Source organism: Nonomuraea sp. NPDC005501 (assembly GCF_040605905.1).
Taxonomy (GTDB): Bacteria; Actinomycetota; Actinomycetes; order Streptosporangiales; family Streptosporangiaceae; genus Nonomuraea.
In genome coordinates this window covers 41,494-66,315 of the sequence record NZ_JBEXDT010000028.1, presented here as the reverse complement: position 1 = coordinate 66,315, position 24,822 = coordinate 41,494, and the positions used below count along the sequence as shown (strand labels likewise).

Sequence of the window (24,822 nt, the reverse complement as noted above, 5' to 3'; positions counted from 1 at the left end):
ACATCGACGGATCGACAGGAGCGCGACATGACCACCCCCTCAGTGCTGATCTCCGGAGCCGGAGTCGGCGGCCCCACGCTGGCCTACTGGCTGGCCGAGCGTGGATTCCGTACCACCGTCGTCGAGCGGGCGGCGGGCCTGCGCACCAGCGGCAACCCCGTGGACGTCCGGGGCCCGGCCGTGGAGGTGGCCGAGCGGATGGGGGTGATGGAGCGGCTGCGCGAGGCCGCCACGGACGTGACGGCAATGAGCTTCGTCAACGGCTCCGGCCGTCAGGTCGGCCGCGTCAACATGCGCGCCCTGCAACGGGCGACAGGCAGCCGGGAGGTGGAGGTGACGCGCACCGACCTGGCCAGGATCCTGTACGAGGCCGGCCGGGACTCCGCCGAGTTCCTGTTCGACGACACCATCACGTCGCTGAGCCAGGACGGCGGCGGGGTGGAAGTCACCTTCGAGAAGGCCGCGCCGCGCCGGTTCGATCTGGTCATCGGCGCCGACGGGCTGCATTCGACCACCCGCCGGATCGCCTTCGGCCCCGAGGAGGACTTCGTCCGCCACATGGGACTGTACGTCGCCACGATGCAGCTGAACGGCCCGGCCGATCATGGGAAAGACGTCGTCCTGCACAACGCCCCCGGCCGGATGGCCTCCGTCCACCCTGTGCGCGGTCGCGCCCTGGCCGCCTTCATCTTCCGCAGCCCGGCGGTGCAGGGCTTCGACCACCGCGACATCGAGCAGCACAAGCGGATCGTGACCGACACCTACGCCGGCGACGGCTGGCGCGTGCCCGAACTCCTGGACGGCGTGCGCGCCGCCGACGACCTGTGGCTCGACGCCGTCAGCCAGGTACGGCTCGACCGCTGGAGCAAGGGCCGCGTCGCGCTGCTCGGGGACGCCGCCTCGTCGGTGTCGCTGTTCGGCGACGGCTCCACCCTGGCCATGGCCGGCGCGTACACGCTCGCCGAGGAGCTGGCCGCCAGCCCCGCCGACCCCCGCTCAGCCTTCGCCCGCTACGAGGCCCGGCACCGCACCCTGGTGGACCCCAAGCAGAACAACGTCGCGATGGCCGCCTCCCTGATGGTCCCTTCGACCCGTACCGGAATCGCGGCCCGGAACCTGGCGACCCGCCTCTGGCCCGCCGCCGCCACCGCCGGCCGGCTCCGCAACCTGCTCACCCCGCGCCGCGATCCCGCGCCGGCGACCGCCTGACCCGGGCCGGGCGGTCCTCCTCAGGCTGGTCAGGCCGCGTCCGCCCGAGCTGTTGTGGCGCCCGGCATCACTCCTGCTACCTTGAGGCCCTTTGGTCCCGTAGTGGTTAGAGGTACGGAAAGTGCGAAGGTACGGCTGGACGATCAGTGGCGTCATGGCAGGGTGTCTGCTCACAGCATGCTCCGCCCTCCCGGGCATGGGTGGAAAGGCGAATCCCCCGGCCGGCACCCCGGGCGCACCGCGTGCGAGCAGTGCCCCGACGCCCGCTCGCGCCATCTCGGACCAGGAGGCCGCCTCGGTCCTCGCCGACTACGTGAAGCGCAACAACGCCGCCAACAAGGCCCGCAGCGCCAAGCTCCTGGCGGGGTACGAAGGCGGCTCCAGCTACACCATCGACAAGGCGAGCTACGCCTCCAGCCGCATCCTGCACAAGACCATCACGTACAAGCCGTTCGGCTACACGAAGCCCGTCTTCCAGGCGCCGGCCGCCGGGCAGAAGCCCTGGTTCCTGGCCACGGTGCACTGGCAGCGCAAGCCGACGACCGCGAAGGAGCCGACGTACCTGCTCTTCGCCCGGCAGGGGGACGGCTGGCGGCAGGTGTACGCCCCGGACGCCTTCGACGGCACCACCGCCAAGGAGTTGCCCGAGATCTCCGTCGACGCCGCGGGGCTGGCCAAGGAGGTCGGCCCGGCTGACGGCACCGGCCTGATGATGTCACCGGCCGATTTCGCGAAGAAGTACGCCTCCCACCTGGCCGGCAAGGGCACTGCCGCCGACAAGAGCCTCTTCGCCGCCGACAACCTCACCACCAGTGCCGCGAAGACCCGCGTGCGGATGAACCCGTACGCGAGCATCACCACGAAGGCCCGCCCGGCCACCCGCTACCCGTCGTACACGCTGCGGACCGCCGACGGCGGGGCACTGACCTTCACCACGATCGAGCGCACCATCCGCTACGACGTACGGCCGAGCCCGCAGCGCAACTACGTCCTCCAGAAGGACAGCGGCTTCCTGCGCGGCAAGTACTACACGTACATGGAGGTCACCGACCTGTTCCAGGTGGCGGCCCGCATCCCTCCGAAGAAGGCCGAGCCGGACCAGGTCGAGGTGGTCGCCTCGTACTCCGGTCTCGTGGCGGGCAGTGGTCGCTGACCCCCGCTCATGCACAAGGTCCAGGCCGGTCCCGTACGGGGCCGGCCTGGACATTGGTCAGACGAGTCAGACCAGGTCGAACCGGTCCAGGTTCATGACCTTGTCCCACGCCGCGACGAAGTCGTTCACGAACTTCTCCTTCGCGTCGTCGCTCGCGTAGACCTCGGCGAGCGCGCGCAGCTCGGAGTTCGACCCGAAGACCAGGTCGGCGCGGCTGCCGGTCCACTTGACCTCGCCCGTGGCGGTGTCGCGACCCTCGAACGTGTTCTGGTCCTCGGAGGTCGCCTTCCACGTCGTGCCCAGGTCGAGCAGGTTGACGAAGAAGTCGTTCGTCAGAGCGCCGGGGGTCGTGGTGAGGACGCCGAGCGACGACTGCTGGTAGTTCGCGCCCAGGACGCGGAGGCCGCCGAGGAGGACGGTCATCTCGGGGGCGCTCAGGGTCAGCAGGTTCGCCCGGTCGAGCAGCAGGTACTCGGCCGGCAGCCGGTTGCCCTTGCCGAGGTAGTTGCGGAACCCGTCGGCGGTCGGCTCCAGGGCGGCGAACGACTCCACGTCGGTCTGCTCCTGCGAGGCGTCCACGCGGCCCGGCGTGAACGGCACCTGGACGTCGAAGCCGGCGTCCTTGGCGGCCTGCTCGACGCCCGCGGCACCGGCCAGCACGATCAGGTCGGCGAGCGAGACCTTCTTGCCGCCGGTCTGCGCGGCGTCGAAGGCGTCCTTGATCCCTTCCAGGGTGCGCAGCACCGTCGCCAGCCGGTCGGGGTCGTTGACCTCCCACGCGCTCTGCGGCTGGAGGCGGATGCGGGCGCCGTTGGCGCCGCCGCGCTTGTCGCTACCGCGGAAGGACGAGGCCGACGCCCACGCGGTGGACACCAGCTGGGACACCGTCAGGCCCGAGGCGAGGACCTGACCCTTGAGGTAGGCGACGTCCTGGGCGTCGATGAGCTGGTGCGTCACCGCGGGGAGCGGGTCCTGCCACAGCAGCGTCTCGGCCGGGACCTCCGGGCCGAGGTAGCGCGCGACCGGCCCCATGTCGCGGTGGGTCAGCTTGAACCACGCCCGCGCGAACGCGTCCGCGAACTCGTCGGGGTTCTCCAGGAAGCGCCGCGAGATCTGCTCGTAGATCGGGTCGACGCGGAGCGAGAGGTCGGTGGTCAGCATCGTCGGGGCGTGGGTCTTCGACGGGTCGTGGGCGTCGGGAACGGTGCCGGCCCCGGCGCCGTTCTTGGGCCTCCACTGGTTGGCGCCGGCGGGGCTCTTGAACAGCTCCCACTCGTAGCCGAAGAGGATCTCGAAGAAGCTGTTGTCCCAGGTGATCGGGGTGTCCGTCCAGATACCCTCGAGACCGCTGGTGATCGTGTCGCCGCCCTTGCCGGTGCCGAAGGTGTTCCTCCAGCCCAGGCCCTGCTCCTCGATCGAGGCGGCCTCCGGGTCGGCGCCGACGTGGTCCGCCGGGCCGGCGCCGTGGGTCTTGCCGAAGGTGTGACCGCCCGCGATCAGGGCGACCGTCTCCTCGTCGTTCATCGCCATCCGGCGGAACGTCTCACGGATGTCGCGGGCCGCGGCCAGCGGGTCCGGGTTGCCGTTCGGGCCCTCCGGGTTGACGTAGATGAGGCCCATCTGCACCGCGCCGAGCGGGTTCTCGAGCTCCCGGTCACCGCTGTAGCGCTCGTCGCCGAGCCAGGTGGTCTCGGGACCCCAGTAGACGTCCTCGTCGGGCTCCCACACGTCCGCGCGACCGCCGGCGTAGCCGAACGTCTTGAAGCCCATCGACTCCAGCGCGACGTTGCCGGCGAGGATCAGCAGGTCGGCCCACGAGAGGTTCCGGCCGTACTTCTTCTTGACCGGCCACAGCAGGCGGCGAGCCTTGTCGAGGTTGCCGTTGTCGGGCCAGCTGTTGAGGGGCGCGAAGCGCTGCTGGCCGGCCCCGGCTCCGCCGCGGCCGTCGCTGATCCGGTACGTGCCCGCGCTGTGCCACGCCATCCGGACCATGAACGGGCCGTAGTGGCCGAAGTCGGCCGGCCACCAGTCCTGCGAGGTGGTCAGCACCTCGGCGATGTCCCGCTTCACGGCCGGGAGGTCGAGGCTCTTGAACGCCTCGGCGTAGTCGAAGTCGTCGCCGAGGGGGTTGGCCACGGCCGGGTTCTTGGCGAGGATCTTCAGGTTGAGCCGCTCAGGCCACCACTGGCGGTTGCCGCCGCCCTGGGTGGGGTGCAGGGCGCGCCCGTGCGGGACCGGGCAGCCGCCTCCGCCCTCCGCCTTCGGGTCGGTGACGATTGCATCGTGGTTCTCGGACATGGGAATCCTTCCGGGCTACGCGGATCAGGGTGCTCAGGAACTGCTGGCAGTGGAACAGCGGGGGCACAGGCCCCAGTAGATGACCTCGGCCTCCTCGATCGAGAAGCCGTGGTCGTCGGACGCGGTCAGACAGGGCGCGTGGCCGACCGCACAGTCGACATCGCCGACGGCGCCGCACGACCGGCACACCACGTGGTGGTGGTTGTCGCCGACGCGTCGCTCGAACCGGGCAGGGCTGCCGGCCGGCTCGATGCGGCGTACGAGTCCCGCCGCGGTGAGCGCGTTGAGGGCCTCGTACACGGCTTGGAGGGAGATGTGGCCTACGCGATCGCGCACCCCGGAGGCGATCGCCTCGACGTCGAGGTGATCGCCGTCCCGAACGGTGTCGAGCAGCGCGACTCGGGCGGCCGTCACCCGCAGGCCTGCACCGCGCAGCTCCTCGGCGGTGGTCGGTGTCCTGGGTGCGGTCATGGCGCCCAACATACCGCCATAAACACGAATGATACAAGGTAACGAACACTTCAAGTCTGGCGCCGCGCACGTGGAACCGCCGTGGGCTACGGGTTCCGCTCGCCGGAAGGGCGTGTCGTGGCCATGGGCAAAGACTCGGCAAACCTCAGGCGACGCTTCAGGGCAGGGCGGCGGCGATCCGCTGCCGGAGCAGCGCTTCACGGTCGGGATCGGTGCACAGCGTCACGGTCAGCCCGGCGTCGGCGGCGTCACCCAGGACGGCCAGCAGGACGGCGAACTGTTCGGGCGGCTCGCCGCCGAGCAGCTCCTCGGCGTGCTCCACGATCAGGACTCGGGCCGTGTCGCGCAGGCAGTCGGTGAGGGCGTCCCAGTTACGGCCGAAGTAGCCGGGCAGGCGCAGAACCCGCGCCACCTCCTCGAAGAAGGCGGCGCGGGTCCGGCACGCGCGTCCGTCGACGACCGCGGGCACCGGGCTCGTGGACACCGTCAGCCAGGGCGGCAGCGGACCTGCGACGGATCTCATCGGAACCCCTGGAGCCGGTAGAAGTCGGTGTAGTGGTTCGGCGAGAACCAGGTCACGCCGGTGCTGCGGTTGACGACGATCCGGTACGCGTCACGCGCGGCACCCCGTGCCCGGGAGTACACGTCGTACTCGTAGTAGGTGGCCCCGCTCGGGAGCCGGCCCTCCCGGTTGTAGAAGCGCCCGCCGGTGTAGTTGTACTTCCCGTCCGGCCAGGAGTACCAGCCGCCGCTGGTCGGATAGCCCTTGCCCGCCCACGTCGCGTCGGCCGAGCGCGCGTCGGCGCACCGGGAGACGGTGCAGGAGTCGTGGACCGACGCGTCGGCGGGGGCGACGCCGGCCACGCCGGTCAGGGAGGTGATGGCGACGAGGATGACGGCGATCCGTGCCGGCCAGGAACGCCGGGAGGGTTGCGGGGTGCGCACGAAGCCTCCTTGCGGGGAATGCGAGGGGACCGACACCGTCAGAATCCCCGCCGTGCCGGGTCGAACAACGGCAAGAACCACCAAAGGTACGGTGAACTCTTCGCGCGGATCAGCGCACGGATCAGCGTGCGGATCAGCGTGCGGATCACGAACGGCGCTGTCGCCGCGCAGGTGCCCATCCCGCTGGGTAGATTCGGGGCTCCGGGAGAAGGGCTGGTGACACGATGGCCGACACCGATGAGCGGGACCTCCGGTTGCGGACGTACTGGGACCGCCAGGCCGTGACCTACGACCGGCAGATGGCGTTCGCCGAGCGCCGTTTCTTCGGCGACACCCGCGAGTGGCTCTGCCGGCAGGCCTCCGGCGAGGTGCTGGAGGTCGCGATCGGCACCGGCCTGAACCTCGGGCACTACCCGGACGGTGTACGGCTGACCGGCGTGGAGTGGAGCGAGGCGATGCTCGCGGCGGCCAGACGCCGCGCCGGGTCGCTCGGCGTGCCGGCGGAGTTCCGGCAGGCCGACGCGCAGGCGCTGCCGTTCCCCGACGCGTGCTTCGACATGGTCGTCTGCACGTTCGCGCTGTGCGCGATCCCCGACGAGTCGCGGGCGCTCGCCGAGATGCACCGGGTGCTGCGGCCGGGCGGCCTGCTGCTGCTGGCCGACCACGTCGCCTCGTCCTCCTGGCCGATCCGGGTGCTGCAGGCGGCGGCCGACCTGGTGAGCGTTCCGTTGCAGGGTGAGCACTTCCGCCGCCGCCCGCTGCCCCTGGTCCGCGCCATGGGGTTGACCGTGGAACGGCACGACCGGTTCAAACTCGGCATGATCGAGCGCTTCGCCGCCCGCAGACCCGCGGCCTGAGTCGAACTGCCGGTCCGGGCCCATCCCCCCTCACAGCGTGGCCGGTCCACCTGGTGCGCGGGCGATCTGGGTGACGAGGAAGTCGAGCCGCTCCGTCTGGAAGTTCGGGGGGATGCGGCCGCTGTCCGACAGGGCGGCCATGCCGTGCAACGCGCTCCAGGTGACTTCGGCGAACAGCTCGCGGCGCGGGTTGTCCGAGCGGAAGCAGCTCACGAACTCGTCGAAAGCGGCGCGCAGCGGGGGCGGCGTCTCGGCGTGCGCGAACTTCACATCGGTCGGCAGGACGAACATGGCCTGGTAGAGGGCGGGCTGCTCGGTCGCGAACTCCAGGTAGGCGCGGCAGACGGCGTGCAGCGCCTGAGCCGGCTCGGGGGCGGCCAGCCGGACACCGCGCAGGCGCGCCGCGAGTTCACCGAAGCCTTCGATGGCGACGGCGCGCAGGATGGCGTCCTTCCCGTCGAAATGGCTGTAGAGCACGGGCTGGCTGTACTCGACGCGCTCGGCCAGCCTTCGCGTTGTCACCGCCTCCCACCCTTCGGCCTCGGCCAGTTCGCGGGCGGCCGTGATGATCAGCTGATGGCGTTGGGCGCGTTCACGTTCGCGGCGTTCGGTGATGGCGGACATGGAAGCATCATAGCAATGCTAGAGATCATGTCTACGATAGGAAAAATGTCGCTGGTGGCGTTTCTATGATCGGTCCTGAACTCGCATCGCCGGCACGACGGCCGAGTGATGGCCGCAGGTGTCAGGATGCGGCACCGAGTCCGAACCGCAGAAAGTAGCCGATGTATGCGTGGACACGTACCCGACGAGCTGCTGGAGATAGCTGACGCGCTCCTCCCGGGAGCTCCCCTCGACGCGGCGCGGCTGGCCAGGGGTGGCATTCACGACGTCGTCCTGCTTCCCGGTGTCGCGGCCGTGCGCGTCAGCCGGCGCCCCGCGGGGACCGAGGCCCTGCCGCGTTGTACGCAGGTGCTGCGTTTGATCGCCGCCGCCGGGCTGCCGTTCGCCGTCCCCGAGCCGCTGACGCCGGTGAGGATGTTCGGGGATCGAGCGGCTGTCGCCGTGTCGTGGATCGACGGCGCCGGGCTGCGGGAGGGCGAGGGCGACCCGGGCAGGATCGGCGAGCTGCTGCGGGCCGTGCGGGAGTTGCCCGTCACCCCGGAGCTGCGCGCCGTCCTGCCCGCACCACGCGAGCACCACGGCAGCGACAACTGGGCGTCGATCCTGGCCGAGGAGGTCATCCCCCTTCTCCCGGCGAAGTGGCGCGGCGAGGGCCGGAGACGCCTGGAGGAGGCGCTGGCCCTCGAACCCGTCCCCGACTCCCTCGTCCACGGCGATCTGGTCGGGTCCAACGTCCATTGGAGCGAGAACGGCAAGCTGATCGGCGTCCTGGACTGGGATCGGGCCCACCTGTTCGATCCCGCGATCGACGCCGCCTTCATGGCGTGGCACGGCTGGGACAACCTCCGTCAAGCCGTCGACGGCCGGACCTACCACCGTGCCCGGGTCTGGGACAGGACCTTCGGCGTCGACCACCTGGTGGCGGTCCTCGAACTCGCCGGCAGGCCGCTGGCGCACACCGAGAGCTACGTACGGCACATCGTCGCCTGGCTGGAGCAACACGCAGGCTGATCGGATGCGCAGGCGACGTGTGAGCTGGGACTCCCGCAGCGCCCGCCGCCGCTCGGCCGACAGCGTGTTGCGCGCGACGCCGTACAGCCAGGCGACCTCGCTGCCCTTGCCCGGGCGGTACGTGTGCGCCGAGTCGAACACCGCGAGGAACACGTCGGCCGCCAGGTCGGCGACCGTGTGCGGGTCGTCGACCCGGCGTGCCAGGAAACGCGTGACAGCGTCGATGTGCCGCCGGTAGAAGGCTTCGAACGCCACGGGGTCGGTGGCGAGCTTTCCCCGTATGAGACGCACCGGCCTTGCTCTCTTCGTCGATCTACACCCGTACTTGGTGAGAACCGACCGAAGACTTACAAATCAACGGGCGGTCGTACGGACCCGAGTGGAGCGTCGTCGTTGGCGTAGCGGACGCGTGACTCGCTAGCCTGAGGCACGATGAACCATTTGAGCACGTCGAATGGCGAGTTCCGTCTCACCCGTTTCCCCGAGGACCCCCGTGATCAGCTACGCGCGTGGGACGCCGCCGACGAATACCTGCTGCGGCATCTCGAGGGAACCGACGGCGGACCCACCGACCTGTCGGGCACCGTGGTCGTGCTGGGGGACCGCTGGGGCGCGTTGGTCACCGCACTCGCCGATCATCGTCCCGTGCAGATCACCGACTCCTACCTCACTCAGCAGGCGACCCGGGCGAACCTGGTTCGCAACGAGGTCCCCCCTGACGCGGTACGGCTCTGTACGACCATGGACGAGCCGCCGCCCCTGATCGATGTGCTGCTGATCCGGGTGCCCAAGGGGCTCTCGCTCCTTGAGGATCAGCTGCACCGTCTCGCGCCGCACGTGCACGCGGGCACCGTCGTCGTCGGCGCGGGAATGGTCACCGAGATCCACACCTCGACGCTCCAGCTGTTCGAACGTATTCTCGGGCCGACCAGGACGTCGCTGGCGGCGAAGAAGGCGCGCCTCATCTTCTGCTCACCCGACCCCCGGCTGCCCCGTGGCGCCAGCCCGTGGCCGCGCAGCTACGCGCTGCCCACCGGCATCGGAACGGTCTCAGGGCTCACCGTCACCAACCACGCGGGCACCTTCTGCGCCGACCGCCTCGACATCGGCACCCGGTTCTTCCTGCAGAACCTGCCACCGCTCGGGGGCCATGAGCATGTCGTGGACCTCGGCTGCGGCAACGGGGTGATCGGACTCGCCGCGTCACTGGCCGGCAGCGGAGCCAAGGTGACGTTCATCGACGAGTCCTACCAGGCGCTGGCTTCGGCGGAGGCGACGTTCCGGGCGAACGCGGATGTGGACGGCGGCGCGACGTTCCTGGCGGCCGACGGCATGTCCGGTGTGCCGGCGGGCACGGTGGATCTGGTCCTGACCAACCCGCCGTTCCACACGCACCGCGCGAGGACCGACGCGACGGCTTGGCGCATGTTCAACGGGTCACGCACGGCACTACGGCGCGGCGGCGAACTCTGGGTGGTCGCCAACCGGCACCTCGGCTATCACGTGAAGCTGCGCCGGCTGTTCGGCAACTGCGAGGTCGCCGCGAGCGAGCCCAAGTTCGTCGTCCTGCGCGCCGTCAAGCGCTGACTGTCGACGGATCGGCTCGACGACTCCTCCCGAGGTTGCTGCCCTGACGCCGCACCGTCGCGTGCGGGCCGTGCCGGAACCCCCTGAAGTGGGCAGAGACAGTCGATTCGGCTGAGCCGCAAGACCGGTGCCGCCCAGACCGCAGCAGCCGCTCGGGTTCCTGTACTGCTGGTGGCGGCGCTCCGCTCCCGGCATCAAGTCCTCAGGACTGGAAGTCGTTGGAGAGGTTGATCCGGATCTCCGTGTTCCGGTATCCGGCGCGCAGGAACGCGGCCGCCATCGGCGCGTTGCCCACGTCGGTGGTGGCGGTGATGCGCGACTCTCCGTTGGCCGCGTGCATGCGGGTGATCTCGGCGAGAATCTCGTCCACGTATCCGCGCCCCCGGAACTCCGGGACCACCCCGAGATACCCCACGTTCACGCTGTACGGCGTCGCCGAGGGGATCGCCATGCCCGCCACCTCGCCCTCGTGCGTACAGGCGATCCGCCACCACTCCCGCTTGCCCGGCGCTCCGAGATAGAAGTCCATCTCCTCGCGCGCGGCCGCGTCCACGCCGTTGGCCGCCACGCTCGTCCGGGTCTGGAAGTCCAGACTGCCCTCGGCGATTCTCGTGAACACCGCCAGGAACTCCTCGTCGGACGCCTCGGCGAACCGCAGCGCCCCGGCCGCCGGGGCCACTCCGTCGGCCGGGGCCCACTCGAACTGCAGCCGCTCCACCTCCAGGGTGAGGCCGGCCGCGTGTGCTGCCGCCCGCCGCCATCCCACGGCCGCCGAGGTGGCCGGATCGTCACGCCAGCCGCCGGCCGCCTTGATCGCGTACTGCACCGGCCGCGGGAACGCTGCCATCGCGGCCCTGATCAGTTCGGCGGCGACCTCGGTGCGCTCACCCACCGCGGGATCCACGTCGAGGCAGTCGAGCGCGACCGGGTACGCGCTGTCCCTCGGCCCCCACCACAGCGCCCGTCCGACGACCCGGTCACCGACCTCGGCGATCCACGTCCACTCCGGCCGGTACATGTTCTCGGCCAGTTCTGCGAGGTAACGGTCGGCGGCGATCCAGCCGACGGGCTCGGTCACGACCCACTCGGTCACCCGGTCGAGCTCCGCGGGGACGATCGCACGATAGGAGATCACCTGCAGAGGTTACCGAACCTTTTGTCACACTCAAGGCTGAATGTCCGATGCCAACTGCTGGTCCTCGTGACGTGAATCACCGGCACCGACGCCTCATCGCTGTCACAGAAGCCGGCCCGATTCCGTCATATGAGTAGGCAAGGTTAGGGGGCCATCATGCGTTCGTTGCCGGCCAGACGCCGCTCGTTCCAGTTCTCCCACTGGTCTTTCATGTTCGCGGAGATCGCCGTCTGGTCGTTCGTCGTTCTGGCGGTGACCGGGGCTGTGCTGATGGTGTTCTACGACCCCGGCATGTCCCAGGTGACCTATGACGGTTCGTACGGCCCGCTGCGCGGGCTCTTCGTCAGCAAGGCCTTCGACTCCACCATGCACTTGAGCCTGGAGGTGCGCGGCGGCCTGCTCATCCGCCAGGTCCACCACTGGGCGGCGCTCGTGTTCGTGGCGGCCGTCGTGTTGCAGCTGCTGCGCATGTTCCTCACCGGCGCCTTCCGCCGTCCGCGCACCGGGCAGTGGCTGATCTGGGTGACGCTGCTGGCGCTCGGCATGGCCGCGGGCGAGACCGGCAACGCTCTGCCTGACGACATGCTGTCGGGTGGGAGCCTCTGGCTGATCGTGTCAGTGGTGCAGTCCATCCCCGTGGTGGGGACCTGGGTGCTGTCGCTGCTGTTCGGCCCGGACTTTCCCGGCGACAGGGTCATCCCGGTCATGTATGCCGGGCACCTGCTGATCCCGATCGTCATGGCCGCGCTGCTGATCGCCCGGGAACGGCTGGTGCGGCGGCACGGCCACTCCCGGTTCGCCGCCTCGCTCCCCGCGCGGCGGAGCGCACGCCCGACGATGGCGGTCGCGACGACGGGCATGCTGATCATCCTCGGGTTCGGGTTCCAGATCGCCCCTGTCTGGCTGTACGGCCCTGCCAGGCCCACACAGATATCGGCGGGCTCGGTGCCGGACTGGTACATGGGGTTCCTCGACGGCGCCCTCCGCATCATGCCCGGGTGGGAACTCACCATCGGGGACCACACACTCAGCCTCGCGGTCCTCGTCCCCACCCTGGTGATACCCGGCATCTTCTTCACCGCCCTGGCGGCCTACCCGACGGCCGAGCGCTTCCTCGCCTCCCGACGCGGCCGCCGCGACACGCTGGGCCGCCCCAGGACCAGGGGCCGTACAGCTCGCGAGACGTCCGCGCATGACGTGCTCGACCGGCCACATGAGACACCGGTGAAGACGGCCGTCGCCGTCGCGGGCATCACGTTCTACGGCCTGCTGTGGGCAGCGGCGGCCAACGACCAGATCGCCCACCAGTTCGACCTCACGGTCGACGCTGTGACGATCCTCTTCAGGTACGCCGTGGTCATCGGCCCCGTCATCGCCTTCGTCGTCACCCGGTGGATCTGCTTCGCGCTTCAGGAGACAGATCACGACGTGGCCGAGCACGGAGTGGAGACGGGGATCATCACGCGGTCCCCGGACGGCGGATTCCACGAACGGCTGGTGCCGGCGCGGCAGGAGCGGCGAGAGCCGGCGATCACCTCAGGGAGATGACGATGGGGCGGTTGCCCGCCAGGCGTCTGGGGCGCGGTAGTGGTTGCGGTGCCCTGCCTGAAGGACCGCGCGTAACTGGGCGAGCCCCTCGATGCCCGGGGGGAGGTCCAGTCGCTGCAAGAGAGCATGGGCTGCGTGGGGCTCAAGGTCGCCATGGAAGTCGTGGTAGCTGCTGAGCAGGCCCTGGAACAGGGCGGGATGGAGGGCCGGTACTTCCACGACTGCCTGGTAGACGGGGTGTTTGAGCGGCCAGGGCACGGGACCGGAAATCTCCAGAACTCGTTGAGCACGCCGAAACAGTGGATCTTGAGTCAACGCGTGCAGCCGATCCTCGGTCCGCAACTCCTCGATGTCGTTGCCCAGCACTTCGGCGAAGGCGACCTCCACTGTGCCGCGGTCCTCGAACCAGTCGACCCACAGCGAATAGGTGACCGGCTCGGGCGACTCCGAAGCCTCCAGTCGCCGACGGTAGGCGTCCCACAGGAGCTCAGCTCTCAGATCTTGCGCAGCGACTACGGCGAAGCGAATCTCGCACGTCACCCAGTAGTCGTCGAGAAGGTCCAGGAGGCCGAGGGCGAGTCGTAGCCGGCCGGTCGCGTCGAGGTCAGGGTCCTCCAGCACCACGCTTGTCCACGTGTGGGCCACGTCGTTGGCCGTGAGCGGTTCTTCCACCGATGTTTCGTCGCTCGCCCATACGCCTTCCCGGACCTGGGTGACGCCTACTTCTGCCAGCCAACGCCGCGCGTCCTCTGCCGCGCCGCCTATGTTGCGCATGCCCTTCTCTCGTAATGAAGCGCCTTCAAAGCCCGACAATCTTGACGGCTTTCCCGCAGAGCCTGCTCATGTCGTCTTCGTCGGAGGTGAGGATGAGAACCGGCTTCATCGCACGAAGCGCCGTAGCGGCCACGACAGCGTCGATGGCGTACTTATGGCCGTGAAGGCGACTGCCGCGCAGCAACTCGATCGCACGCGAACAGATCTCCTCGGTCACCGGCTCGACCCTCAGCCGTGACAGGTACCACTTGAGGCGTTCAGTTTTCACACGTACGTCTTGAGCCTCGATCGGCGTCATCGCACTGACGACGACCCGAAAGTCGTTGTCCTGCGCCTCCCGTACGATCGCGGTCACCCGCCGGTCGGCCTCACACCACTTGACGAGCCCCTCACAGTCCAGGACGACGGTGCCCGCACTCAGCTTGCTTCGTGCGCGCGCCACCCGTCCTCCTCCAGAAGCTCGGGTGCGGACTTCACACTGCGGAACAGCTCAGCCGCCTCATCGCGAAACGCCTGCGGGATCGGCCCCGAGGCTGCCTCGTTCGCCTGCAGTGCTTCCTCCAGCAGATCACGCTCAATCTGACGTTCCACGGCCGCATCCACGTACGCGGAGAATCCGCGCGCTCCAACACGCTCCCTGACCGCCCGGATGTTCCCCGAGCGCAGTGAGACGCTTACCTTGGCCGCCGGACCATCCCCCGGCCCGAAGTCCCGCTCAGGCATGCTCATACGCCTAGTTTACTACTCGAAGTAGCAATCCATCCTGATGTTGAGCCTACTCCTCTGCAATCGTCAGCCCGGTCGCACAGAACCGCTCGGACGGGTCACCCAGCTTGACGTTGGTGCCGCCCATCCCGCAGTAGCCGTCCGGGCTTCGGAGACGCCACGCCGCAAGCGCCTCCGGCTGGTTGTTCAGGAAATCCCATCTCTCCGCCTGCAACGGAGTCAGGATTTTTCCTGAACACCGAGGGACTGGGGAGCACCATGGAGGCCAGGTCACAGCCTCAGAACGAGCCTGAAGTTCTGCGAGCCGGAATGACTGTGCTAGGGCCTGTACGGAGTTGAGATCAGAGGGAATTCCTGCAATACGGCCAGCGGTCCTGGTAGGCCATCGAACATGGCGCGCGGAGACCTGACCGACGAAGAATGGTCCTTGATCGAGCCCCACTTACCGCTGGGTGAGCGAGGCCCGATCCCGGATCTTCGACGGCTGTTCAATGCGGTGATGTGGCGGTTTCGTACCGGCAGCCCGTGGCGGGACCTGCCGGTCGAGTACGGGCCCTGGTCCACCGCCTACGACCGGTTCCGCACCTGGGCACTGAACGGCGTGTTCGAGCAGCTGATGCAGGCCATGATCGCCGAGGCTGCAGCCCGGGGACAGGCCGACCTCGACCTGGTCAGTGTCGACTCCACCACCGCCCGCGCCCACCACCATGCTGCCGGGATGGTCTTGGACGGTGAGCTGAGCGCAGCGCTGGAAGAAGCCGTCGAGCAGGAAAGGGGGCTTCGCCAAAGGGGCAAAACGCCCGCGACGGCGATCCCGGCGATGAAGAGACCAACGACGACGGGGACGGCGGGGACGGCGGGGACGGCGGGGATGACGACGAGGGGAACGAACGGCGACGGTTACGACGCCGGCACCGGTTCCGGCTGAAGGCGGCCAAGTTGGGCCGCTCGCGAGGCGGTCTGACCAGCAAGGTGCATCGTGCGCTGTTGGACCACGAAAGAACATGGACGATACGTGGGCTGATCGACGTCGCTGACGTATCCACCGGGTCGACCTACCGGGTGAACGAGTTTCTCGAGCGCGAGAACCTGGTAACGCGGACCAACTCGGGTGCAGTCGTAGTTCCCGGCTGGATCGCACTGCTGAGGCGTTGGAGCGAGGACTACGGATTCGTACGAAGCAGTCGCGTCACACGGTGGATAGCACCGAGAGGCCTACCCAACCTTGTGCGGCGGGCGGCTGCTAATCCCGCCCAGTACGGACCGACCGCCGAGACGGCGATCAGGCGTGTGGGGACGTTGCCGTCAGCAGTGCTGTCACCTCAGCGCGCAGGATTCGGTGCCGGGGTCCGACGAAGGAGGGCCTCGGCGTCGATCACCCCAACCACCGTCGGCGAGTAGCGAAGTGAGCGATCGTCCAGCCTTAACTCCTCCTTCGCCCGGCGGAGGGTTTTGCGATATTAGGCTCTGTGCACATTTCCGTATTGATCAACCGTAAGGACCATCCTCATCGGAGGTGCGGGGCTCGGTTGTGTGATAGCTAGCAACAGCCATACCACCGCCCAACATCCACATGTGACCAGCGTGAGGAGAAGATGAAGTACATGGTTGATCTGCCGCGTTCCTCCCCCGCTAGCCAATACGGCGATGTAGTCAGAATATGACTCGACTCGCCACCCACGAGAGACCTCATACGCAACGGCATTGGCTAACACCTGCTTGGGGTCAATGGGAGCTGGGTACATCGTCACACCTCATGACAGTTGGGGAGCGGAGTGACAATAGCGCCGCAATGCGGGCTACTCAAGCTGCGCGCACATGCAGCGTCCAGAAAACAAGGATGCCTGCGGTTTTCGGCCAATGGCTTACTCGATGACCTAGCGCGCGGCCTCGTACTTGTCGACCACGATGGCCGCGATGGCGGCCACGCTCACTAACCGCCAGGCCGTGAGCTTCGCCCACTTACGGATCCTGGCACTCTCTTCCCGGCTCGTCGCTCAAGCACCATCACGCTGCGACCACCACGACCACGCACTGCCGAACGGGCAGGCAGCAGATGCACGTCAGAGGCGTGATCAATTGATTATCGATTGTGACCTGCGCATCGGTCGGGCTGCCATACGCCGTGATGGGCTTCGACTGCTTCCAGGTCGCTTGGCGCGGTGTTGGGCGCGTGGGCGGTGCTGGCTGCGACCGGCCGGAGAGCCGCAGCGCGGCCAGCGACCGCCCGACGCGCGGCAGGCCGCCGCAGGCGGGCTGCCCTTGACCCTGTAGAGAAGATTGTCGCCGCGTCTACTGTCCGTGGTCACAAGGGCGGTGACTAGGACGGCTCCAACTCTGCCGACTGAGCCACGTCTCGTAGTCGGCACGGATCATGTCCTTCCCGCCCAGCCGGCCGTCGCGATCGTCCAAGAACCGTTCAAGCGCGTCGAAGAGAGTCCTCACGACGACCACGTTCCGCTCGTCGTCCATCCGAGCGTGAAGAGAGCGCATGGTCTCGCCGGGAAACGCCAGCATGAACACCAGCGCCTCCCAGACGAGGTTGTTACCGCCGTCCACCTGCACGATCAACCATTCCCTGAAGCCGTCCAGGAAGGTGTGACCGCTGCCCGCGTGGAACCCGGCGAGGTAGGTCGTGGACAACCGATACGAGCCGTCCAGCCCGTACGCCCCAGGCCGCCTGCGCACGTCCTCCAGGTGCTCCCGGGGTGTCCGTAAAGGCACGGCTCAGGCTTCGCCAGAGGTCAGACCCACCGGGCAAGAGACGCCGGTGCCGCCGATCCCGCAGTAGCCTCCGGGGTTCTTGAAGAGGTACTGCTGGTGATACTCCTCCGCGAGGAAGAACGGGCCCGCCTCGGCCAGCTCCGTCGTGATGTCCCCGTACCCCGCCTCCGACAGCACCTTCTGGTACGACTCCCGCGACCCCTCCGCCGCCTTCCGCTGCTCCGGCGAGTGGTAGTAGATGGCCGAGCGGTACTGCGTCCCGACGTCGTTTCCCTGGCGCATGCCCTGGGTCGGGTCGTGGGCCTCCCAGAAGACCTTCAGGAGGTCCTCGTACGACACCTTCGACGGGTCGTACACGACCCTGACGGCCTCCGTGTGGCCCGTGCGGCCGCTGCAGACCTCCTCGTACGTCGGGTTGGGCGTGTAGCCGCCCTGGTAGCCGACGGCCGTGGTGATGACGCCGGGCGTCTGCCAGAACATGCGCTCCGCGCCCCAGAAGCAGCCCAGGCCGAAGTCGGCGACCTGCGCGCCCTCCGGGTACGGCGGGGCGATCGGGGCGTCGAGGACCGCGTGCCGGGCCGGGGCCGGCATCTCCTCCGGGCGCCCCGGCAGGGCGTCCTCCGGCCGGACCATGCTCGTCTTGTTGCCGCCGAACAACCAACCCATGGTGCACCTCCGCAGACTCTGCCTACGATACAGAACGCTTAACGCTTAAGGGTCGCTACATAGTCCCGCATAGCGATACACATTTGTGTTTAAGGGTGGTAAGGCACGACTATGGGGGACATGCCTGACGTTCGCCGCGGTGTGCTGTTCGGAGTCGCCGCCTACACGATGTGGGGGCTCTTCCCCCTCTACTGGCCTCTCCTCAAGCCCTCCGGAGCCGTCGAGATCCTCGCCCACCGCATGGTCTGGTCGCTGGTCGCGGTCGTGGCGGTGCTCGCGGTGCGCCGTCACTGGTCGTGGATCAGGACGATGGCCCGCCAGCCGCGCAAGCTCGGTCTCCTCGCCCTCGCCGCCGCCATCGTCACGGTCAACTGGGGCGTCTACATCTACGCCGTCAACGCCGGCCACGTCGTCGAGAGCGCCCTCGGCTACTTCATCAACCCCCTGGTCAGCGTGCTGTTCGGGGTGGTGCTGCTGCGTGAGCGGCTGCGGCCGCTGCAGTGGGCGGCCGTGGGGTTCGGCGCGCTGGCCGTCCTCGTGCTGACCATCGACTACGGCCGGCTGCCCTGGATCGCGCTCACGCTCGCCGTCTCGTTCGGCGTGTACGGGCTGATCAAGAAGCAGGCGAACGTGGGCGCGGCCGAGAGCCTGACCATCGAGACCCTGGTCCTGCTCCTGCCGGCCTTCGGCTACCTCGTGTACCTGGAGACGGCCGGGCAGGCGACGTTCGGCCACACCGGGAGCGGGCACGCGGCGCTGCTCGTGGGCGCCGGCATCATCACCGCCGTGCCGCTGCTGTGCTTCACGGCCGCCGCCATCCGGGTGCCGCTGAGCACGCTCGGCCTGCTCCAGTACATCGCGCCGGTCCTGCAGTTCCTGTGCGGGGTGCTGGTCGCGAAGGAGACGATGCCGGCCAGCCGCTGGATCGGCTTCTCGATCGTGTGGCTGGCCCTGGCCGTCTTCACCTACGACAGCATCCGTACGGCCCGCGCCACCCATCTCCGCAACCGGGAGGCGCGGCCCGTCACGGCTCAGCCGGAGCGCTCCGCCACGTAGTCGCACAGCGCCATGAACGCGGCCTTGGCCGGGATGTCCGGCAGGGCGGAGATGTCGTCGCGGGCCCGGTCCACCCAGGCCACCAGCTCGTCCCGGGCCCGCACCATCGCCGGATGCTCCCGCAGCAGCGTCAGCGCCTCCTCCACGTCCGCCTCGGCCACCGGGCCGGACAGCAGCTCCATCAGCCGCGACGGCGAGCCGGAGGCGAGCGCGTACAGGACGGGCAGCGTGTGGACGCCCTCGCGCAGGTCGGTGCCGGGCGTCTTGCCGGACTCGGTGGAGGTGGAGGCCACGTCCAGCAGGTCGTCGCCGAGCTGCCAGGCCACGCCGATCGCCTCGCAGGCCCGGCTGAGCCGCTCCTCCACGTCGGCGGGCGCGCCCGACAGCAGGGCGCCGAAGCGGCCCGAGGCGGCGATCAGCGATCCGGTCTTGTCGGCCAGGACGCTGATGTAGTGCGCGACGGGGTCGTCGTCGCCGCGCGGCCCGATCGTCTCGCGGATCTGTCCCTGCACCAGCCGCGAGAACGTCTGCGCCTGGATGCGGATCAGCTCCGGTCCGAGGTCGGCCAGGATGTCGGACGCCTGGGCGAACAGGTAGTCGCCCGTGAGGATGGCCACGGTGTTGTCCCACCGGGCGTTGGCCGACGGGGAGCCCCGGCGGACCGGGGCCTCGTCCATGACGTCGTCGTGGTAGAGCGACCCGAGGTGGGTCAGCTCGATGACCACGGCGCCGGGCACGACACCCGGCGCCGACGGGTCGCCGAACTGGGCCGCCAGCAGCAGCATCAGCGTGCGGAAGCGCTTGCCGCCCGCCTCGATGAGGTGCTTGGACGCCTCCGTGACGAAGGCGTCCTCGCTCTCCACCGACGAGCGCAGGAGCTTCTCCACGGCGGCCAGGCCGGTGGCCACGTCCTGCGCCAGCCGCTCGTCCTCAATGGGAAGGTCAACAACGGGAGGCGCGGACATGGCATATCCCCTTATCGGATGAACAGGTTGGCCGCGGCCTCGTTGGCCACGTCCAGCATGGGCTGCGGGAAGATCCCCACTCCTACCGTAACGAGCACCGCCACGGCGATGACGGCCACGGTGCCCATACTCGGCTGGGCGATCGACGGACCGTCGGCCGCCGGCTCGCTGAAGAACATCAGCACGATGACGCGGACGTAGAAGAACGCGGCCACCGCCGAGGCGACGACGCCCAGCACGACCAGCCCGGTCATCCAGCCGCCCATGGAGTCGCCCCGCTCGGAGCCGCTGGCCAGGGCCGCCGCGAACACCGCGTACTTCCCGAAGAAGCCGCTCGTCAGCGGGATGCCGGCGAAGGCGAGCAGGAAGAAGGCGAAGATGCCCGCCAGCAGCGGCGACCGCTTGCCCAGGCCCGCCCAGCGCGACAGGTGACCCGCCTCGCCTCCGGGGTCCCGGATCATCGTGACGACCGCGAACGCGCCGACCGTCGTGAAGCTGTAGACCAGCAGGTAGAACAGGATGGCCGACAGCGAGCCGGAGTTCTGCTGGCTCTTGTCGAACGTGGCCATGACGCCGATGAGCAGGAACCCGGCGTGCGCGATCGAGGAGTAGGCCAGCATCCGCTTGATGTCGGTCTGCGTGATCGCCAGCACCGCACCCACGATCATGGTGAGGGCCGCGACGGCCCACATGACCGGGCGCCAGTTCCAGTCGAGGTTGCCCAGGCCGACCCAGAACACCCGCAGCACGGCGCCCATGGCCGCGACCAGCGTGCCCGAGGCCATGAGGGCGGTGATCGGGGTCGGTGCGCCCTGGTAGACGTCCGGCTTCCACGCCTGGAACGGCGCCGCGCCGATCTTGAACAGCAGGCCGACGCCCAGCATCGCGAACCCGATCAGCAGCAGCGGGTCGAGCAGCGAGCCGCCGGCCAGGGCCTTGTTGATGCCCGGCAGCGACACGGTGCCGGCGTAGCCGTAGAGCATGGCCGTGCCGTACAGGAAGAACGCCGAGGAGAACGCGCCCAGCAGGAAGTACTTCATCGACGCCTCCTGCGACAGCAGGCGGCGCCGGCGGGCCAGGCCGCACAGCAGGTACAGCGGCAGCGACATGACCTCGAGGCCGACGAACATGGTCAGCAGGTCGTGGGCGGCGGGGAACAGCATCATGCCGCCCACCGCGAACAGCAGCAGCGGGTAGACCTCGGTGTGGCCGCCGCCGCTGGCCTCGGCCTCCTCCTCGTCGGAGCTGCCGGGCACCGCCGCCGCCGAGGCGACGAAGTGACCCTCGTCGTTGACGAGCAGCACGCACACGAACGACAGGACCAGGATGATGCCCCAGATGAACAGCGAAGGCCCGTCGACCGCGACCGCGCCCATGGCCACCGCCGCGCTGGGCGTGCCACGCATGATCACCTGAACGAGCACCAGGGCGAACGCGCCGCCCAGGGAGATGAGCGTGAGCGGTACCTGCATCACCTTGCGCAGGTAGCGGGGCGCGAACGCCTCCACGAGCACGCCGAGCACCGCCGCGCCGAAGACCAGCAGCATCGGCGCCAGCGTGCCGTACTCGATCGTCGGCGCCTGCATGATGTCACTCACTGACCGGCCCCCTTCTCAGCGATAGCCGGGTTGTCCACCTTGACGTTGACCAGCGTCTGGGTCACCGCCGGGTTGATCACGTCGAGCAACGGCTTGGGGAAGAAGCCGAAGCCGATGATCAGCGCGACCAGCGGCGCGAGCACGACGATCTCGCGCACGTTCAGGTCCTTGAACGCCTTGACCGGCTCGGCGGTGGGCCCGTTGAGCGTCCGCTGCACCATCCACAGGATGTAGACGGCCGCCAGGATGACCGCCACCGCCGACACGACGGCCGCGACAGTCAGCGCCCCGGACCCGTGGGCCGAGCTGGAGTACGTACCGGTCATGACCATGAACTCGCTGACGAAGGACGACAGTCCCGGCAGCGACAGCCCGGCCAGACCGGCGATCAGGAAGAAGCCGGCGAGCAGCGGAGCCACCTTCTGCACCCCGCCGTAGTCGGCGATGTGCGGCGAGCCGCGCCGGGCGATGAGGAACCCGGCGGCCAGGAACAGCGCGCCGGTCGCGAAGCCGTGGTTGACCATGTACAGCGTGGCGCCCGACTGGGCGACCTGCGACATGGCGAACACGCCCATCACGATGAAGCCGAAGTGCGAGATCGACGTGTAGGCGATGAGCCGCTTCATGTCGGTCTGCCCGATCGCCACGATCGCGCCGTAGATGATGCTGATGACCGCGAGCACCACGATCGGCATCGTGAACGCCTTGGCCGCGTCGGGGAACAGCTCCAGGCAGAAGCGGAGCATCCCGAACGTGCCCACCTTGTCCAGCACGCCCACGAGCAGCACGGCCGCGCCGGCCGGGGCCTGGGCGGCGGCGTCGGGCAGCCAGGTGTGGACCGGCCACAGCGGCGCCTTGATGGCGAAGGCGATGAAGAAGCCGGCGAACAGCCACTTCTGCGTCGCCGGGTCCTGGATGGCGCCGACGAGCTCGGGGAACATGAACGTGCTCTTGCCCGCGACCACGTACAGCCCGATGACCGCGACCAGCATGAGCAGGCCGCCGAACAGCGAGTAGAGCAGGAACTTGACGGCCGCGTACGACCGCTGAGCCCCGCCGTACGACCCGATCATGAAGTACATCGGGATGAGCATGGCCTCGAAGAACACGTAGAACAGGAAGATGTCGGTCGCCGCGAAGACGCCGATCATCATCGCCTCGAGGACGAGCAGCAGCGAGAAGTACGTCTTGACCGACCGCTTCGGCGTGATCAGCGTGCCGTCGGCGGAGCGGACACCGTCGGCGTCGTGCCACGAGGCCAGCACCACGATCGGCACCAGCACCGCGGACAGCACGATGAGCACCAGCGCGATTCCGTCGACGCCGACCCCGAAGTGGACGCCGAAGCTCGGGATCCAGTCGTAGACCGCGGCGAACTTGAACCGCTCGCCCTTGGCCGACGGGAACTGGAACGCCATGACCAGCGTCAGCACCAGCACGACCAGCGAGACCGCCAGCGTGACCTGCTTGGCGACCTGGTCGGCGCCCTTGGGCAGCAGGGCCACCACGACGGCCCCCAGCACGGGCACCGCCAGGAGTATGGGGAGCCAGAGTGACGACATCAGATGTTCCCAACGAGGAGCAGGGCGCCGGTCAGCAGGGCGGCACCGATCAGGATGGACAACGCGTAGGTTCTGGCGAAGCCCGTCTGGATCCGCCGCAGGCGGCCCGAGGTCCCGCCGATGCCCGCGGCCAGCCCGTTGACGACTCCGTCGATGCCGCGGTTGTCGAAGAACACCGCGATCCGGGTGAGCCACTGACCGGGCCGCATGAACAGCGACTCGTTCAGCGCGTCACCGTACAGGTCGCGCCGGGCGAACGTGGTGAGGAACGAGCCGCGCGGCTGGACGGCGGGCACCTCGGCCCGGCCGTACCGCACCCAGGCGAACGCGGCGCCGACCGCCACCAGCGCCAGCGTGGCGAGGCCGGGAACACTGGCGAAGTGGAACGTGGGCAGCTCTTCGGGACGCCCGACCGCGGGCGCGAGCCACAGCATCAGCCTGTTGCTCAGGATGAGGTAGCCGCCGAGGAAGATCGAGCCGATCGACAGGATGATCAGCGGCCACGTCATGACGGCCGGCGACTCGTGCGGGTGCGCGTCCTCCGCCCACCGCTTCTCGCCGAAGAACGTCATGAAGATCATCCGGGACATGTAGAAGCCCGTGATGCCCGCACCGGCCACGGCCAGCCAGCCGAGCACCTGGTTGTGCTCCACGGCCGTCTCGATGATGCCGTCCTTGGTGAAGTAGCCGGACAGCAGCGGGAACCCGATGATCGCCAGGTAGCCGATGATGAACGTGACGAAGGTGACGGGCATGTACTTGCGCAGCCCGCCGTACTTCCGCATGTCCACCTCGTCGTTCATGCCGTGCATGACCGAGCCGGCGCCGAGGAACATGTCGGCCTTGAAGAAGCCGTGCGTGATCAGGTGGCCGATGGCGAAGGCGTAGCCCGCCGGGCCGAGGCCCGCGCCGAGCATCATGTAGCCGATCTGCGACATCGTCGAGCCGGCCAGGCCCTTCTTGATGTCGTCCTTCGCGCAACCGATGATCGCACCGGCGAGCAGCGTGGCCGCGCCGACGATCGCGACGGCCAGCGCCTGCGCCGACCCCTCGGGGAAGAAGAACGCGCCCGAGCGGACGACCAGGTAGACGCCGGCGGTGACCATGGTGGCGGCGTGGATGAGGGCCGAGACCGGGGTCGGGCCCTCCATCGCGTCGAGCAGCCAGGACTGCAGCGGGAGCTGCGCCGACTTGCCGCACGCGCCGAGGAGCAGCAGCAGGCCGACCGCGGTGAGCGTGCCCTGCGACATGCTCCCGACCTTCTCGGTCAGGTCGCCGAAGGCGAACGTGCCGGTCGCGGTCCAGATGATGAACATGCCGACGAGCAGCCCGAAGTCACCGACGCGGTTGACGACGAACGCCTTCTTGGCGGCGACCGCGGCCGACGGCTTGAACTGCCAGAAGCCGATCAGCAGGTACGAGGCCAGGCCCACGCCCTCCCAGCCGATGAACAGGCCGACGTAGTTGTCGGCCAGCACCAGCAGGAGCATCGCGGAGACGAACAGGTTCAGGTACGCGAAGAACCTGCGCCGGTCGGGGTCGTGCGACATGTAGCCGATCGAGTAGATGTGAATCAGCGATCCGACACCGGTGATCAGCAACGCGAAGCTGATCGACAGCGGGTCGATGAGCAGCCCCATGTCGACCATGCCGGGGATGAACTCGTACAGGTGCACGGCCTGACGCCGTTGCTCGGCGGGCAGGCCGATCATGTCGAAGAACGCCAGCACCGCCACGACGAACGAGGCGAGGGACATGGCCACGCCCAGCAGATGGCCCCACCGGTCGGTCTTGCGCCCGAGGATCAGCAGGATCGCCGCGCCCAGGAGCGGGAAGGCGATCATGAGCCACGAGACGCCGATCACGCCGCCGGTGGTGTGCTGGACGATCTCAGCGGGAGATTCCACCAGTCA

Annotated in this window: 23 protein-coding genes and 1 pseudogene; 8 read left to right on the top strand and 16 right to left on the bottom strand. The window is 68.7% G+C overall.

The features are described 5' to 3' along the window. Positions 1 to 27: 27 nt before the first annotated feature. On the top strand, positions 28 to 1,209 hold the full coding sequence (locus ABZS51_RS16485) for an FAD-dependent monooxygenase (RefSeq protein WP_355441147.1): 1,182 nt from the start codon (positions 28 to 30) through the stop codon (positions 1,207 to 1,209). Between the two features lie 196 nt (positions 1,210 to 1,405). Further along, positions 1,406 to 2,362, top strand: a complete 957-nt coding sequence (locus tag ABZS51_RS16480; RefSeq protein ID WP_355441144.1) for a hypothetical protein — start codon at positions 1,406 to 1,408, stop codon at positions 2,360 to 2,362. Between the two features lie 66 nt (positions 2,363 to 2,428). On the opposite strand, the gene katG is transcribed toward ABZS51_RS16480, so the two are convergent. The 4 genes from katG to ABZS51_RS16460 all read right to left on the bottom strand — a co-directional run bounded on the left by katG (position 2,429) and on the right by ABZS51_RS16460 (position 6,076). After that, positions 2,429 to 4,660, bottom strand: coding sequence for a catalase/peroxidase HPI (gene katG, locus ABZS51_RS16475; protein ID WP_355441140.1), 2,232 nt, complete (start codon positions 4,658 to 4,660; stop codon positions 2,429 to 2,431). A gap of 33 nt (positions 4,661 to 4,693) precedes the next feature. Beyond that, a complete protein-coding gene (locus ABZS51_RS16470; protein ID WP_310707201.1) occupies positions 4,694 to 5,131 on the bottom strand; it encodes a Fur family transcriptional regulator in 438 nt (145 codons plus the stop codon). Between the two features lie 157 nt (positions 5,132 to 5,288). Further along, positions 5,289 to 5,654, bottom strand: a complete 366-nt coding sequence (locus tag ABZS51_RS16465) for a barstar family protein (RefSeq protein WP_355441137.1) — start codon at positions 5,652 to 5,654, stop codon at positions 5,289 to 5,291. Continuing rightward, the gene (locus ABZS51_RS16460; RefSeq protein WP_355441134.1) at positions 5,651 to 6,076 is read right to left on the bottom strand and encodes a ribonuclease domain-containing protein; all 426 of its coding nucleotides are present in this window, start codon (positions 6,074 to 6,076) and stop codon (positions 5,651 to 5,653) included. The genes ABZS51_RS16465 and ABZS51_RS16460 overlap by 4 nt, the downstream gene beginning before the upstream one ends. Positions 6,077 to 6,300: 224 nt before the next feature. On the opposite strand from ABZS51_RS16460, the gene ABZS51_RS16455 reads away from it, so the two are divergent. Continuing rightward, positions 6,301 to 6,933 carry a methyltransferase domain-containing protein gene (locus tag ABZS51_RS16455; RefSeq protein WP_355441132.1) on the top strand — a complete coding sequence of 211 codons (633 nt, stop codon included), beginning with the start codon at positions 6,301 to 6,303 and terminating at the stop codon, positions 6,931 to 6,933. Positions 6,934 to 6,963: 30 nt separating this feature from the next. Here ABZS51_RS16455 and ABZS51_RS16450 read toward each other — a convergent pair whose 3' ends face one another. Then, positions 6,964 to 7,557, bottom strand: coding sequence for a TetR/AcrR family transcriptional regulator (locus tag ABZS51_RS16450; RefSeq protein WP_355441128.1), 594 nt, complete (start codon positions 7,555 to 7,557; stop codon positions 6,964 to 6,966). Between the two features lie 165 nt (positions 7,558 to 7,722). Here ABZS51_RS16450 and ABZS51_RS16445 point away from each other — a divergent pair, with 165 nt between their 5' ends. Then, positions 7,723 to 8,568: a phosphotransferase gene (locus tag ABZS51_RS16445; RefSeq protein WP_355441125.1), complete on the top strand. Its 846-nt coding sequence runs from the start codon at positions 7,723 to 7,725 to the stop codon at positions 8,566 to 8,568. A 51-nt stretch (positions 8,569 to 8,619) separates the two neighbouring features. On the opposite strand, the pseudogene ABZS51_RS16440 reads toward ABZS51_RS16445, so the two are convergent. Further along, positions 8,620 to 8,823: pseudogene (locus ABZS51_RS16440) on the bottom strand (sigma factor); the annotation flags it as partial. 177 nt (positions 8,824 to 9,000) lie between these two features. Here ABZS51_RS16440 and ABZS51_RS16435 point away from each other — a divergent pair. Next, the gene (locus ABZS51_RS16435) at positions 9,001 to 10,155 is read left to right on the top strand and encodes a methyltransferase (RefSeq protein WP_355441122.1); all 1,155 of its coding nucleotides are present in this window, start codon (positions 9,001 to 9,003) and stop codon (positions 10,153 to 10,155) included. A 202-nt stretch (positions 10,156 to 10,357) separates the two neighbouring features. Here the strand turns inward: ABZS51_RS16435 and ABZS51_RS16430 are convergent, their stop codons facing one another. Then, on the bottom strand, positions 10,358 to 11,290 hold the full coding sequence (locus tag ABZS51_RS16430) for a GNAT family N-acetyltransferase (RefSeq protein ID WP_355441120.1): 933 nt from the start codon (positions 11,288 to 11,290) through the stop codon (positions 10,358 to 10,360). Positions 11,291 to 11,446: 156 nt separating this feature from the next. Between ABZS51_RS16430 and ABZS51_RS16425 the strand changes: the two genes are divergently transcribed. Beyond that, positions 11,447 to 12,838, top strand: a complete 1,392-nt coding sequence (locus tag ABZS51_RS16425; protein ID WP_355441117.1) for a cytochrome b N-terminal domain-containing protein — start codon at positions 11,447 to 11,449, stop codon at positions 12,836 to 12,838. Here ABZS51_RS16425 and ABZS51_RS16420 read toward each other — a convergent pair. The 3 genes from ABZS51_RS16420 to ABZS51_RS16410 are packed head-to-tail and all read right to left on the bottom strand — an operon-like array spanning position 12,827 to position 14,341. Continuing rightward, positions 12,827 to 13,612, bottom strand: coding sequence for a hypothetical protein (locus ABZS51_RS16420; protein ID WP_355441115.1), 786 nt, complete (start codon positions 13,610 to 13,612; stop codon positions 12,827 to 12,829). The two genes, ABZS51_RS16425 and ABZS51_RS16420, sit on opposite strands and share 12 nt — an antisense overlap. 25 nt (positions 13,613 to 13,637) lie before the next feature. After that, on the bottom strand, positions 13,638 to 14,054 hold the full coding sequence (locus ABZS51_RS16415) for a PIN domain-containing protein (protein ID WP_355441113.1): 417 nt from the start codon (positions 14,052 to 14,054) through the stop codon (positions 13,638 to 13,640). After that, the gene (locus tag ABZS51_RS16410) at positions 14,030 to 14,341 is read right to left on the bottom strand and encodes a hypothetical protein (RefSeq protein ID WP_355441110.1); all 312 of its coding nucleotides are present in this window, start codon (positions 14,339 to 14,341) and stop codon (positions 14,030 to 14,032) included. The genes ABZS51_RS16415 and ABZS51_RS16410 overlap by 25 nt, the downstream gene beginning before the upstream one ends. Positions 14,342 to 14,729: 388 nt before the next feature. Between ABZS51_RS16410 and ABZS51_RS16405 the strand changes: the two genes are divergently transcribed. Continuing rightward, entirely contained in the window at positions 14,730 to 15,266 is a 537-nt protein-coding gene (locus ABZS51_RS16405; RefSeq protein WP_355441107.1) for an IS5 family transposase, read from the top strand. Positions 15,267 to 16,630: 1,364 nt separating this feature from the next. On the opposite strand, the gene ABZS51_RS16400 is transcribed toward ABZS51_RS16405, so the two are convergent. Both ABZS51_RS16400 and msrA read right to left on the bottom strand, forming a co-directional pair. Next, on the bottom strand, positions 16,631 to 16,981 hold the full coding sequence (locus ABZS51_RS16400) for a hypothetical protein (protein WP_355441104.1): 351 nt from the start codon (positions 16,979 to 16,981) through the stop codon (positions 16,631 to 16,633). 84 nt (positions 16,982 to 17,065) lie between these two features. Continuing rightward, a complete protein-coding gene (gene msrA, locus ABZS51_RS16395; protein WP_355441100.1) occupies positions 17,066 to 17,728 on the bottom strand; it encodes a peptide-methionine (S)-S-oxide reductase MsrA in 663 nt (220 codons plus the stop codon). A 120-nt stretch (positions 17,729 to 17,848) separates the two neighbouring features. Here msrA and rarD point away from each other — a divergent pair, with 120 nt between their 5' ends. Beyond that, positions 17,849 to 18,784 carry an EamA family transporter RarD gene (rarD, locus tag ABZS51_RS16390; RefSeq protein WP_355441097.1) on the top strand — a complete coding sequence of 312 codons (936 nt, stop codon included), beginning with the start codon at positions 17,849 to 17,851 and terminating at the stop codon, positions 18,782 to 18,784. Here the strand turns inward: rarD and ABZS51_RS16385 are convergent. From ABZS51_RS16385 to nuoL, 4 genes are read right to left on the bottom strand one after another with little or no spacing between them, the layout of a single operon-like run. After that, positions 18,760 to 19,749, bottom strand: a complete 990-nt coding sequence (locus ABZS51_RS16385) for a polyprenyl synthetase family protein (protein WP_355441095.1) — start codon at positions 19,747 to 19,749, stop codon at positions 18,760 to 18,762. The two genes, rarD and ABZS51_RS16385, sit on opposite strands and share 25 nt — an antisense overlap. A gap of 11 nt (positions 19,750 to 19,760) precedes the next feature. Beyond that, complete coding sequence (nuoN, locus tag ABZS51_RS16380) at positions 19,761 to 21,335, bottom strand: NADH-quinone oxidoreductase subunit NuoN (protein WP_310707526.1); 1,575 nt, start codon at positions 21,333 to 21,335, stop codon at positions 19,761 to 19,763. A gap of 8 nt (positions 21,336 to 21,343) precedes the next feature. After that, positions 21,344 to 22,909 carry an NADH-quinone oxidoreductase subunit M gene (locus ABZS51_RS16375; protein WP_310707223.1) on the bottom strand — a complete coding sequence of 522 codons (1,566 nt, stop codon included), beginning with the start codon at positions 22,907 to 22,909 and terminating at the stop codon, positions 21,344 to 21,346. Beyond that, positions 22,909 to 24,816 (bottom strand): NADH-quinone oxidoreductase subunit L, encoded by a 1,908-nt coding sequence (nuoL, locus tag ABZS51_RS16370; RefSeq protein WP_355441092.1) that lies wholly within the window; start codon positions 24,814 to 24,816, stop codon positions 22,909 to 22,911. Before nuoL ends, ABZS51_RS16375 begins: the two co-directional genes overlap by 1 nt. Positions 24,817 to 24,822 lie beyond the last annotated feature (6 nt).